Below are 13,337 nucleotides of genomic sequence, written 5' to 3'. Positions count from 1 at the left end.
ATGTCTATTACATTTCAAGATATCTACACCTCTCATGAGGCCACTGACTGGATGAAGCAATCCTTTCAGGGCTTCGAGCTGGATAGTCGTAAAGTCAAACCGGGACAGATTTTTATTGCCCTGACCAGTCTGTCTCAACCGGAAAAAACTGCTCAATTTGCCCAGAAAGCCTTAGAGCAGGGTGCATTGGCCGTGATTTCAGAAAATGAGCTGGAGGTATCTCCAAATCTGGTAGTGGCAGATGTACGTCATCTGATGGGGCAGTGGCAAAAGCAGTATTTGCAAGCGACTCAACCTGTTCAAGCTGCTCGAATTCTGGCAGTTACCGGCACCAATGGTAAAACCACGATTTCTCGCTTGGTGGCTGAATTCATCATGCTGCAAGGTAAAGCCTGTGCAGTGATGGGTACCACAGGTAACGGGATTTTACCAAATCTGGAAGCATCTTCGCATACCACCCTGGATGCCTTGCAACTGCAAAATGCCTTGCATGGCTATGCGCAGGCCGGTGCGGAGTTTGCCTCGATTGAAGCCAGTTCGCATGGTCTGGAACAAGGCCGCTTGAATGGTTGTGATATCGAGATTGCGGGTTACAGCAATTTGAGTCGTGACCATCTGGATTATCACGGAACACTGCAAGCTTATGCAGAAGCAAAGTCAGGTTTATTCCGGTTTGAATCTTTAAAAGTGGCTGTTATCAATATCGATGATGAACATGCACAGATCATGCTGGATGCTGCGAAAAATAATCCGGCACAGCCTAAAATTTTGACTTATTCCACCAAGCAAAAAGCGGATTATCAGGTTCAGGATATTCAGTACAGCATTTCAGGTGCAACCTTTATACTAAAAACTGCTTCTGCTGAATATATTGTTAACAGTCCATTGCTGGGTCATTTTAATATTGAAAATCTGGTCGCCAGTCTGATCATGGCTGAGCAGGCCGAATTTGACTTGGAAAGTTTGATTGCAACTGTGCCACAGCTCAAAGGTGCGCCCGGTCGCATGCAGGTACTGCGTGATGGCGAGCGCCTGTTTGTGGTGGATTATGCCCATACCCCGGATGCACTGACTCAGGTTCTGGTGACCTTGAAACGGCATGTCTCGCAAAATCTCTGGGCAGTTTTCGGCTGTGGTGGCGACCGTGATCGCGGTAAACGTCCACTGATGACCCAAGCTGCATTAGAGGGTTCTGATATCGCAGTTCTCACTTCTGATAATCCGCGGACCGAAGATCCGGCACAAATTTTTGCTGATATGAAAAATTGCATCGATTTTTCCGGCAAAACCTATCATGAAATTCATGACCGTCGTGAAGCAATCAAGTTTGCGGTTAAACAGGCGCAGGCGGGTGATATTGTGGTGATTGCAGGGAAGGGTCACGAAAATTATCAGGAAATTGATGGCGTACGTCACTGGTTTGATGACGTGATCGAAGTGCAGGCTGCGATTGATGCCCAGCATTGCAACACAGATACCGCCTATTCAGCGTATTAGGATTCAGATATGCATACCTCAACAACAAGTACTGCGGCGCTGGAGCCGTGGAGCATAGAGCAATTACAGCAGGCCACCCAAGGCTACTGGCTGAATGATAAAAAGCCTGCAGGCCAGATCAAGCGAATTTTGACCGACTCACGTGATGCAGAATCAGGTGATGCTTTTCTGGCGCTGAAAGGCGAGCGTTTTGACGCGCATGATTTTATTGCGCAAGTGGCGGCTCAAGGTTGTGAGATTGCCATTGTAAGCCGGCCGGTGGATGCTGATATTTGCCAGCTGGTGGTAGAAGATACCCGTCTGGCATTGGGATTGTTGGGTGCTTATCGCCGTCAGCAGAATCCTCAGCTCAAAGTGATTGCACTGACCGGCAGCAGTGGCAAGACCACGACTAAGGAAATGCTGGGGAGCATCCTGTCTCGTCTTGCGCCGACCTTGGTGACACGTGGTAATTTGAATAATGACCTTGGTGTGCCAGTGATGTTGCTTGAGTTGCGTCCTGAACATCAATATGCGGTGATGGAACTCGGTGCAAGTCATCAGGGTGAAATTGATTACACTTCCAACATGGTGCAGCCGCATGTAGCCGGAATTATTAATATTGGTACGGCACACTTGGGTGAATTTGGCGGCCGTGACGGGATTTGCCGTGCAAAATCCGAAATTTATGCGCATATCTCTGAGACTTCGATTATTCCTGCTGTCGATGATTTTGCTGAAGCTATTCGTGCTGCAGTAAGAACTGAAAAAAGCTTGAGTTTTGGTACGGGTGGTGAAGTCTATGCCAGCGATATGGTGCTTGAAGCTCAATCTTCAAGCTTCACACTGAATACGCCACAAGGCTCGAAAACAGTTCGGTTGCCATTTGCCGGCGAGCATAATGTCGAGAATGCCACAGCTGCCGCTGCATTTGCCTTGGCGATCGGTATTAATCTTGATGATATCGTGGCTGGTCTGGAACAGGCAGTCGGTGCCAAAGGTCGCTTAAACTTTATTCCGCACAAAGAATTTTTATTTATTGATGACACCTACAATGCCAATCCGGGCTCGATGCGAGCAGCGGCTGAAGTGTTAGCACAGCAGCAAGGCATCCGGGTGATGGTCACCGGCGATATTGGTGAACTCGGTTCATCTGCCGCAATCGAGCATTACAAGCTCGGTCGGGATCTGGTCTCGGTAAAAGGTATTAATTTTGTGGTGGCTGTGGGTGAATTCGCTCCTGCCGCACAAGAAGGTGCCCGTAGTACGCAATATGGTAAGAAAATGCAGGCTTTCCTGAATCAGGAGCAGGCCTTACCGTTTTTAATTGATTTGATTGAAACACATCATCCCCAGCCGATATCTTTGCTGTTCAAAGGGTCGCGTTATACCCATATGGAAACATTGATGGCTGCATTGATGGAGAAACTCTAAATGCTGTTATGGCTATTTGACCATCTGGCGGGCTTTGATAGCACGTTTCAGGTAGTTCGTTATTTAACTTTACGTGCTCTGCTGAGTGTCTTGACGGCAATGACCATTGGTTTGGTTTTGGGTCCGATCATGATCCGCAAACTGCAGGCGCTGAAATATGGTCAGGCGGTCAGTTCGTTTGCTCCTGAAAATCATGCCAAGAAAATGGGCACACCGACCATGGGTGGGGTGCTGATCCTGTTATCCATCGGGATTTCGACTTTGCTCTGGGCGGACCTGTCTAATCCTTATGTCTGGATTGTGCTGGCGGTAATGGTAATTTTTGGGGCCGTGGGCTGGGCTGATGACTGGATTAAGATCCGTTATAAAGACAATGCCGGTTTGCCTGCGAAGAAAAAATTCTTCTGGACTTCAGTGGGCTCGTTGGGTGCTGGTATTGCCTTGTATGTGATTGCACAGCAGCAGGCCAATCCGGTGCATACCGCCAATATGCTGGACCTGCTGATTCCATTCTTTAAGGATCTAACCATTCCTTTGTCGGTGATCCCATTGGGTATTGGCTTCATTATTTTCACTTACTTCGTGATTAATGGGGCATCCAATGCAGTGAACCTGACCGATGGTCTGGATGGTCTGGCGATCATGCCGATTGTACTGGTGGCTGCAGGTTTGGGCGTATTCGCTTACCTCGCGGGTGATGTGCGTTTCGCCAACTACCTGCATATTCCTTATGTGAAATACTCGTCTGAGCTGGTGGTGATCTGTGCAGCCATGATCGGTGCCGGTCTGGCATTTCTCTGGTATAACGCCCATCCGGCCCAGGTATTTATGGGAGATGTTGGAGCCTTATCCCTCGGTGCGATGCTGGGTACCATTGCTGTCATGGTTCGTCAGGAAATCGTGTTTGCGATTATGGCGGGTGTATTTCTGGTTGAGGCGATTTCAGTATTCTTGCAGATCGGTTCATTAAGAATGCGTAATAAACGCGTATTTCTGATGGCGCCGCTACATCATCATTATGAAAAGAAAGGCTGGCGTGAAACCCAGGTGGTGATCCGTTTCTGGATTATTACGATTATGCTGGTAGTTTTGGGCCTAATGACCTTAAAATTGCGCTAAGAAATGCATGAGAAAAAGTCGGCGCATGCCGGCTTTTTTGTTTTGGAGAAAATGATGAATTTACTCATGTGCCCAGTCTGTCGCCAGCAGTTGAGCTTAAATGAAAGAACATGGCGATGTGAGAATCATCATAGCTACGATGTGGCCAAACAAGGTTATGTGAATCTGCATGTAGTTCAGCATAAGCATAGTAAAAATCCGGGTGATACACCTGAATCGGTACAGGCGCGCCGTGCATTCCTGAGTGCAGGTCATTATGTGCCCCTACAGCAGGCTGTGGTCGAGAAAATCCGAGACTTACGGATTGAAAACCTGCTGGATATCGGCTGTGGCGAAGGCTATTACACCAATGCCATGCAGGCTGAAGTGCTGCAATGTGTGGGGGTCGATATTGCCAAGAATGCAGTTCAGGTGGCTGCCAGACTGAATAAAGACATTACTTGGGTGGTGGGAACCGGGGCAACCTTGCCAGTACTGGATGAATCGATTGATCTCTGTACCAGTTTATTCAGTCCGATTCCAAAACAGGAAATCCTGCGGGTATTAAAGCCAAAATCTTATCTGATGGTGGTAACACCGGCACCACAACATTTATATGCCATGCGTGAAGCACTGTTTGAAGAAGTCAAACCACATGAGCCACAAAAGTTTGTTGAGCAACTGCAAGATGAATTTGATCTGGTTCGTGAGCAGGTAATTGATGCACCAATGATTTTGCCACAGGCTGATTTAAAAAACCTGATTGCCATGACCCCTTATGCCTATAAAGCCAAACCGGAACGCCGTCTGGCTCTGGAGCAACATGACCGGTTTGAACTGATGGCACAGTTCCAGATTTTCTTGTTCCAGAAGAAATAAAAATTGAATATATAAAAGCCCTCAACTGAGGGCTTTTATTTTTATATAGCAGCAGATTACTGGACTTCTTCGATCAGGTTTTCCAGGGAGTCTACCCGGTTCGGCTGTAGCGGCTGTTCTGGCGATACAGATTCATTACCTGGTAAGCGTGTTGGCTGATCCGGTAAATCCTCAAAATCATTTTGCTGACGTTTTGGCACGACAACTGGAGCGGGGCGGTAAAGTGCTGTCGCCAGAGGTGGAGAAGCCGGATGATTTTGCGGCTCCTCACCCTGAACCACCTTGTTGCGATTTACAGGTGCCTTGGCATTACGGTCTAAACGTACCCAGGCTTCCGGTTGGCCTTTTAATGCCTTGCCCATAAAATCGGTCCAGATCGGTAAAGCTGCTACACCACCATATTCACGGCGACCTAAAGTCGTCGGCTGGTCAAAACCGACCCAGGTAACCGTTACCAGCTTGCCATTGAAGCCGGCAAACCAGGCATCTTTGGCATCATTGGTGGTACCGGTTTTACCACCAATATCACTACGACCAATTCTTAATGCGGCACGACCGGTACCATGCTGAATGACATCACGTAGAATATTGGCCATGTCATAGGCAGAGCTGGATTTTAAAATACGTTCTGCCTGACGATAATTGCTGTCTTCATCTGAAATTTTCGGGGTCTCGGGTTTCTGGCCCAAGGTCGTATTGTTGATTGCAATTACTTCATCATCGGCGGTAATGGGGTCAGTGACTTGAACGGGTTCTTCTTTTTCATTAATACATGAAATGCACGCATATTCAGGCTTGGCTTCAAAGATGGTGTTGCCATAGGCATCTTCAATACGCGTAATAAAGTGCGGCTGAATTCGGTAACCGCCATTAGCAAAGGTAGCATAACCGGTGGCCATCTGAATTGGAAGAACCTGCGGCGTACCCAAGGCAATGGTATAGTTACGTGGAATCTGACTGTCCTGTAAACCAAAGTCCATAAATAACTGACGTGTACGTTCAATTCCGACCGTCTGCAATAAGCGCACTGAGACTGTATTACGTGACAGATAAAGGGCACGGCGTAACGGGATCATGCCAAGATAACGTCCATCCGAGTTACGCGGTGACCATTTGCCAATGGTAATAGGTGCATCATTGACCATAGTATGTGGCGTCATGCCACGTTCTAAAGCCAGTGCATAAACAAAAGGCTTAATAGTAGACCCAGGTTGACGCCAGCCTTGGATGGCCCGGTTAAATTTTGACTGATAAAAATTATATCCGCCCACAATAGCTTCAATTGCACCATTATTTGGATTGATAGCAATCAGCTGTCCTTGTACTTTGGGAATCTGTACCAGTGACCAAGAGGTTTTATTTTCATTGGGTCTTAAACGGACAATATCTTTGACTTTAACAATCTGGGAGGCTTTGCCGGGTGCCCCGCCTACACTGTTAACGTTACGAAAGCGACGTGCCCAAGACATGCCTGACCACGGAACAGTCACGCTGCTCCCATCCTGCATGAGTGCTTCAAAACTGGAAGTGCCTACCTTGGTTACTTGCGCAGGGTAGGTATTGGCATAGGCGCGGAAATTTTCAAGGGGTTGATCATGTGCTTCAGCTCCTCGCCAGCCGTGTCGACGGTCATAGGCTTCTAAACCTTCTTGTACCGCTTGCTCGGCATAGGTCTGACGTTCACTATGAATAGTGGTATAGACTCTATAACCAGAATCGATCGCCTGTTCACCAAAGTTTTGTACCAGCTCAGAACGTACCATTTCACCCACATAAGGGAATTTATTACGGGTACTGCGATCCGGCATGTCCAGATTAATCGGTTCAGCAATGGCCTGCTGATACTGGCTCTGGTTTAAATAGCCCAATTGCAGCATACGTCCCAAAATCCAGTTACGACGCTCCAAAGCACGCTTGGGATTAGCAACCGGATTATAGCGGGAAGGTGCTTTAGGCAGGCCGGCGATCATGGCCATCTGTGCATTTGAAAGTTCTTCTAGACTCTTGTTGTAGTAAATTTTAGCTGCCGCTGCGATACCATAAGCATTTTTCCCCAGGAAAATTTTATTGACATACAGGGTCAGAATTTCTTCTTTACTTAGGTTTTGCTCAATTTTACGGGCCAGAAAAATTTCAGTCAGTTTACGTTTCAAAGTCCGTTCAGGACTGAGGTAATAATTTTTTGCCACTTGCATGGTAATAGTCGAGCCACCGGTCTGGACATCCGAACCGGTCACGGTCTCGCTGAGGGCGCGTCCCAAGCTTTTAAAGCTGATGCCGCTATGCTCAAAAAAGCTAGAATCTTCCGCTGCGAGGAACGCATGAATAAACTCCTGTGGAATTTGTTCATATTTCACGGGAACTGAAAGCTTGCCACCATATTCGGCAATTAATTCATTATCTGAACTAAATACTTGTAAAGGCTTTAATAAAGGTGCCTTTTTAAGCGTGGACATTTCAGGCAAAGATGGGGCAATATAGAGATACATGCCATAGAAACCCATCGGAATTGAGATCAGTATAATGATAATGATCAAAAAAAATGGATGAACAAGGCCTGAACAAGATAGCTTTTTCATAACAAGTAAGTTTTAATAAGAGCTAATGGCGAACTAATTACCGGTCAGTATATCCTGTCGATATCCATATTGTTAGATCAGTTATTGTATCTATATAAAATTATAGGCTGGACCAATTGGTAAGTTAGATTGAATTGGGGACAAAAAAATAATAGGAAGTATATTGTGCGCAGGTTATATCGTAAACCGAATAAGGGGTTAATAGGAGTCGATATTAGTTCGACTTCTGTTAAGGTTTTAGAACTTTCTGTAAAAAGTGGCCGTTATTGGGTAGAGAGTTATGCTTTGGTCCCATTATCGGAAAACAGTGTTGTTGAAAAAAATGTCTTAAATCCAGAAGCAGTTGCTGATGCCCTTGGGCGCGCAATTAATTTGGGCAATACCCAGTCGAATCAGACCGCTTTTGCAATACCCACCTCAATGGCGATCACCAAGATCATTGAGATGGATGCAGATATGTCGGATGACGAACGTGAAGTTCAGATTCGTGAAGATGCGGAACAATATATTCCTTTCCCTCTCGATGAAGCCAGTCTGGATTTTGAAGTTCTGCCAGACCGTCTTGCCAATCCGAACCGGGTAAATGTGCTGCTGGTCGCGACCCGCATCGAAAATGTCGAAGCACGTTCCGAAGTTTTGGAAATTGCCGGACTGACACCCAAGATTGCAGATGTAGAAAGCTTTGCACTGGAAAATGCCTTTAAAGTATTTTCAGATACTTTGCCAATGGGGGTTAATACGGTCGGTATTTTAGATATTGGGCATAGTATGACCACCTTGTCGGTCATGCAGAATAACAAGATTATTTATACCCGTGAGCAGGTGTTTGGCGGCAAGCAGTTGACTCAGGAAATTCAGAACCGTTATGGATTGTCATTTGAAGAAGCTGGGCGTGCTAAAAAAACCCGTGCCTTGCCAGATGATTATGATATTGAAGTGCTGGAACCTTTTCTGGATGCGGTGGTACAGCAGGCGGCCCGTTCATTGCAATTCTTCTTTTCATCTTCTCAGTTCAATGAGATCGACCATATTTTACTGGCTGGCGGAAATGCCAATATTCCGGGGCTGGCAAAATTATTACAACAAAAACTCGGTTACCGTGTCACGATCGCGAATCCATTTTTGCAAATGGGCTTTTCTCCGCAAATTGATATTAAAAAAATTGAAAATGACGCGTCATCACTCATGGTTGCATGTGGATTGGCCTTAAGGAGTTTTGATTAATGGCAAGAATTAACTTACTTCCTTGGCGTGATGAGCTAAGAATTAAAAGAAATAATGAATTTGTGGCGATTTGTGTGGGGGCACTGTTCTTAGGCTTAGCAGCAGCGGGTTCTACCTGGTTTTATTATGATCAAAAACTTCAGGATCATGAACAGGCCAATCAGCTGATTCAAAGCACCAACCAGAATCTGGATGTGCAGTTAAAGGCACTAGAGGGTTTGCAAGAACAGCGTAATGCGATTGTCGAGCGGATGAAACTGATTCAGGGATTACAGACCCAGCGTCCGATTGCAGTACATCTGATTGATGAAATTGTGCGGGTCACCCCGAGCAATATGTACATCACCAAATTCCAGCGTACCGGCGATAAATTTACCATTGAAGGTAAAGCTGAGAGTCCTAATACCGTAGCTGAACTGCTACGCAATCTGGAAGCTTCATCTTGGTATCGGAATGCCTTTATGAACGCTTTCCTGGTGGCTGAAGAAGCCAAAGAAAAGGCGCCGAGCTCGATTATTCCACGTGTGGAAGAATCTTATGGCAGTTTTACTGTAACTGTAGATCTGGATCAGATCGCTCAGCCAGTACTTAACGAAGAACAACAAGCAGTTACTACAACTACGGGGGCATCATCATGAGTAATGACGAGTACGATGAGTTCAACCAGGATGTCGTCGCTGTACCCAAAAATAAAATGACTGTTGAAAAGTTTTTTCAACAATTCAATACCTTAGATCCAAATAATTATGGTGGCTGGCCTTTAGCGGTCAAAATTACCTGCTGGATCTTCATTGCTGCATTGGCATTTGCGGTGATTTACTTTGTCATGATCAGAAGCACGATTGAATCGATTTCGCAAGCCAGTGCCCAAGAACAAAACCTGCTGAATGAATTTCGCGAAAAAGAATCCAAATTACGCAACTTACAACAATATCAAATCCAGCTGCAGGAAATGGAAGCCCGTTTTAACCAGCAGTTAGAACAATTGCCGAAAGAAACTGAAATTCCGGGTCTGGTTGAAGATATTAACCTGAGCGGCGTGAATTCAGGCCTGAAGTTTAAAAATATCCGACTGGAACCTGAAATTAAGCAAGAATTCTTTATTGAGCAGCCAATTGCGATTGAAGCTACTGGGGATTATCACGCTTTTGGTTCCTTTGTGAGCAGTATTGCCGGCTTGTCACGTATCGTTACGCTACATGATTTCACGATTACCGGTACTGAAAACAAAGAGAAAAAATCTGAAATTCCGGTTATTGATTATGTGGTAAAAGCCAAAACTTATCGTTATGTCGGTAATGCTGAAGGTGCTGCAATGCCAGCAGCTGACAGCACGGCTCAGGGGGCGCAGTAATGAAAAAAATTAAAATTACTTCGGCTTTAACGCTCGGGTTTTTATTAGTGGGATGTGATTCCCGTATTGATGCGGTCAATCAGGAAATGGCCAATATTCGTAATCAGCCGCCTTTGCCGATTGAACCTGCGCCTGATTTTATGCCAGTTGAAACCTTTAATTATGCAGCGCACCAGATCAAAAGCCCATTTTTACCAAGTTCTCTGGCTGCTGAACTGAAAATTATGGCCGGGAAACGGGTTTATCCAAATTTGTCACGTCAGTTGCAACCACTAGAAAGTTATCCGCTGGAAACCTTGACCATGAAAGGCAGTATGCGTAATCAGGCGGGACAGATTCTGGCTTTAATCCAGACCCCTGATGGTGAGGTTGAGCGGATTCAGCGTGGCAGCTATATGGGACTTAATCATGGTCGTGTAATTGGAATTACACCGACACAGATCAATCTGATTGAGATTATTCCAGATGGCCGTGAGGGATATGTGGAACGTCCGCGGAGCCTGGTTCTCATCGGGCCGGCGCCATAAGGTTTTAAAGGAATAACAATGAATAAGAGTATTAAAGAATTTATTTTTGGGGATGCTAATACAATGAATCGTGTGTTTCGTCAGTTTTCAATGGGTGCTGTTGCGATTGCGGTGATGCAAGCAGCCAGCGCACAAGTGGCCGTAACGAATGTGGTACCTATGCAGCTTCCTGGTCAAGGAACTGAAATTCGGGTGATGTTTAATGGTTTACCACCTCAACCACAAGCCTATCAGTTAGAATCACCGTCACGTTTGATTCTGGACTTTGACAAGGCCCAACAGAATTTAAAACAAAGCAAAATTCCGGTCGCAACGCGTGAAGCCAGTTCGGTCGATGTAACTTCGGATGCGCAGCGTGCCCGTTTGACGGTTAATCTGACAGATGCAGGTGCCTTTACCACTCGAGTAGAAGGCAATACTTTTATTCTTAAAATTAACTCGGCAACTCCTGTAGCCATGGCTCAACCTGTGCAGCAACAGTCAGCTCAGGGTATTAGCAATATTGGTTTCCAGCGCGGTGCGCAAGGTGAAGGCCAGGTCGTTATTGATCTATTAGGAAATAATACTCCTGTTGATGTACAGCAGCAGGGTACCAAGGTTATTGTGCGCACTTTAGGTTCCAAGATTCCGGCTCATTTGACCCGCCGTCTTAATGTGACTGATTTTGCGACTCCGGTATCAAGTGTGGATGCTGTGAATCAAAATGGTTCAGGAGTCATTACGATTCAGTCTGCGGAAAGTTATGAATATATGGCTTATCAGACTGATAACAAGCTGACCATCAGCTTGAAACGACCAGAAGCCAAGAGTCCATTGCGTCCTAAAACCGTTGCCTATACCGGTAAGAAGATTTCTTTAGATTTTCAGGATATCGAAGTCCGTCGTGTATTACAGCTCCTGGCAGATTTTACCGATATCAATATGGTGGCTGCAGATAGTGTACAAGGTAACATTACCTTGCGCTTGAAAGAGGTACCTTGGGATCAGGCGCTGGACATTGTGCTGAAAACCAAAAATCTGGATAAACGCCGCAATGGCAATGTGATCTGGATCGCACCAGTTACAGAGCTGATAAAGGCTGAAGAGGAAGAAGCTAAGGCGATTAAGCAGAGTGTTGCACTTGCGCCTATCCAGACGGAATATATGCAGCTCAGTTATGCCAAAGCCGCTGATATTGAGAAACTGATTACGCAGAATAAAGGCGCATCTAGTTCAGGCGGCTCGAGCAGTACGAATAATAATGAGGGTGGGGAAAGTTTATTAAGTTCCCGTGGTTCTGTGTCTGTTGATGCACGAACCAATACCATTATTGTCAATGATACCCAGCTCTTTATTGATAAAATTCGTAATATGGTAGATCTGCTCGATGTACAGGTGAAGCAGGTGATGGTCGAAGCGCGTATTGTTCGAGCTACCACTGACTTTACCAAAGAGATGGGAGTGAAATGGGGAATTCTGTCTCAAGGGATTACCAACAATGATAGTCTTCTGGTCGGTGGTAGTGACACGACGTTATGGGATCTCAGAGATCCTAAAGAAAATGATTTGGGTGGATATACTTATGAGATTCAGCGTCCACAAAACCTGAATGTGGATTTGGGGGTAACCAGTCCGGGTGCCAGTCGTATCGCCTTTGGTTTAATCAGCCTTTCTGATTTTATGCTAGATCTTGAATTGTCTGCACTTCAGGCAGATGGCTATGGTGAGGTGATTTCTACCCCTAAAGTACTGACTGCGGACAAGCAGAAAGCGACTGTTGCCTCTGGTTCTCAAATTCCGTATCAGTCAGCAGAGGGTGGTGGTGCGAATGCAGTATCTACTACGGAATTTATTGATGCTACGCTAAGTCTGGATGTCACACCAAGCATTACGCCAGATGGCAAAGTACAGATGGAACTCAATATTACCAGTGACTCACCGGGTAACCCGACACCGACTGGACAGCTCACTATTAATAAAAACCAGATCACTACCAATGTCTTGGTGGATAATGGCGAAACAGTGGTTCTAGGCGGTATTTTTGAGCAAGAAACCCGTAATGCGCAAACTAAGGTACCTTTCCTGGGGGATATTCCTTATGTAGGACGTTTATTCCGTAAAGATTTAAAGTCGGATAATAAACGTGAGCTACTGATTTTCGTTACACCTCGAATTGTTAATGACAGTGTTTCAAGAAATCATTAATATATTTTGAATTTAACAAAACGAATAGGTGACTCCTTGCCAAGCAACGAGTTTGAAACCCTGCCAAATATTTATTTGGTAGGGCCGATGGGGGCCGGGAAAACAACAGTAGGACGACATCTCGCAGAATTGTTAGGGCGTGAATTTCTAGACAGTGATCATGAAATTGAACGTAAAACAGGCGCGACCATTCCCTGGATTTTTGAAAAAGAAGGGGAGCAGGGTTTCCGTGACCGTGAAACTGCTGTCATTAATGACCTTACCTCACGTCCCCATCTGGTTTTAGCCACTGGCGGTGGTGCCATTACTCAGACCTTAAATCGGGATTATCTGAAACAGCGCGGAATTGTTGTCTATCTCTATACGCCGGTTGAAATTCAACTGCAACGCACCTATCGCGATAAAAACCGTCCCCTCCTTCAAGTCGAAAATCCGGAACAAAAGTTGCGTGATTTACTGGCAGTTCGTGATCCCTTGTATCGAGAAGTGGCACATCATATTATTGAGACCAATCAGGGTGCTGCACGAGATCTGGCGCAGCGGATTCTCAATCTCATTGTTTCTAAAAATTAAGTTCATTGA

11 protein-coding genes are annotated in these 13,337 nt (G+C 45.7%); 10 read left to right on the top strand and 1 reads right to left on the bottom strand.

The window, feature by feature from the left end; genetic code table 11:
- Genes VXQ92_RS07080 through VXQ92_RS07065 form a run of 4 tightly spaced genes read left to right on the top strand, consistent with a single transcriptional unit; the run spans window position 1 to window position 4,887 of the window.
- Window positions 1-1,497: a UDP-N-acetylmuramoyl-L-alanyl-D-glutamate--2,6-diaminopimelate ligase gene (locus VXQ92_RS07080; RefSeq protein WP_416680937.1), complete on the top strand. Its 1,497-nt coding sequence runs from the start codon at window positions 1-3 to the stop codon at window positions 1,495-1,497.
- 9 nt (window positions 1,498-1,506) lie between these two features.
- A complete protein-coding gene (locus VXQ92_RS07075) occupies window positions 1,507-2,910 on the top strand; it encodes a UDP-N-acetylmuramoyl-tripeptide--D-alanyl-D-alanine ligase (RefSeq protein ID WP_416680936.1) in 1,404 nt (467 codons plus the stop codon).
- On the top strand, window positions 2,911-4,029 hold the full coding sequence (mraY, locus tag VXQ92_RS07070; protein WP_064094606.1) for a phospho-N-acetylmuramoyl-pentapeptide-transferase: 1,119 nt from the start codon (window positions 2,911-2,913) through the stop codon (window positions 4,027-4,029).
- A 54-nt stretch (window positions 4,030-4,083) separates the two neighbouring features.
- Window positions 4,084-4,887, top strand: coding sequence for a putative RNA methyltransferase (locus tag VXQ92_RS07065; protein ID WP_416680954.1), 804 nt, complete (start codon window positions 4,084-4,086; stop codon window positions 4,885-4,887).
- A gap of 56 nt (window positions 4,888-4,943) precedes the next feature.
- On the opposite strand, the gene ponA is transcribed toward VXQ92_RS07065, so the two are convergent.
- Window positions 4,944-7,466, bottom strand: coding sequence for a penicillin-binding protein PBP1a (gene ponA / locus VXQ92_RS07060; RefSeq protein WP_416680935.1), 2,523 nt, complete (start codon window positions 7,464-7,466; stop codon window positions 4,944-4,946).
- Between the two features lie 165 nt (window positions 7,467-7,631).
- On the opposite strand from ponA, the gene VXQ92_RS07055 reads away from it, so the two are divergent.
- From VXQ92_RS07055 to aroK, 6 genes are read left to right on the top strand one after another with little or no spacing between them, the layout of a single operon-like run.
- Window positions 7,632-8,690, top strand: a complete 1,059-nt coding sequence (locus VXQ92_RS07055; RefSeq protein ID WP_064094604.1) for a pilus assembly protein PilM — start codon at window positions 7,632-7,634, stop codon at window positions 8,688-8,690.
- Complete coding sequence (locus VXQ92_RS07050) at window positions 8,690-9,328, top strand: PilN domain-containing protein (protein WP_064094603.1); 639 nt, start codon at window positions 8,690-8,692, stop codon at window positions 9,326-9,328. The genes VXQ92_RS07055 and VXQ92_RS07050 overlap by 1 nt, the downstream gene beginning before the upstream one ends.
- Window positions 9,325-10,044, top strand: coding sequence for a type 4a pilus biogenesis protein PilO (locus VXQ92_RS07045; protein WP_416680934.1), 720 nt, complete (start codon window positions 9,325-9,327; stop codon window positions 10,042-10,044). Before VXQ92_RS07050 ends, VXQ92_RS07045 begins: the two co-directional genes overlap by 4 nt.
- Entirely contained in the window at window positions 10,044-10,571 is a 528-nt protein-coding gene (locus VXQ92_RS07040) for a pilus assembly protein PilP (protein ID WP_064094601.1), read from the top strand. The genes VXQ92_RS07045 and VXQ92_RS07040 overlap by 1 nt, the downstream gene beginning before the upstream one ends.
- 18 nt (window positions 10,572-10,589) lie before the next feature.
- Window positions 10,590-12,755: a type IV pilus secretin PilQ family protein gene (pilQ, locus tag VXQ92_RS07035; RefSeq protein ID WP_064102376.1), complete on the top strand. Its 2,166-nt coding sequence runs from the start codon at window positions 10,590-10,592 to the stop codon at window positions 12,753-12,755.
- A 36-nt stretch (window positions 12,756-12,791) separates the two neighbouring features.
- Complete coding sequence (aroK, locus tag VXQ92_RS07030) at window positions 12,792-13,328, top strand: shikimate kinase AroK (protein ID WP_416680933.1); 537 nt, start codon at window positions 12,792-12,794, stop codon at window positions 13,326-13,328.
- The last annotated feature ends 9 nt before the right edge of the window (window positions 13,329-13,337 follow it).

This window comes from Acinetobacter sp. 228, from assembly GCF_048147885.1.
The sequence above is the reverse complement of the archived record's forward strand: the minus strand, read 5'-3'. Positions and strand labels throughout refer to the sequence as shown.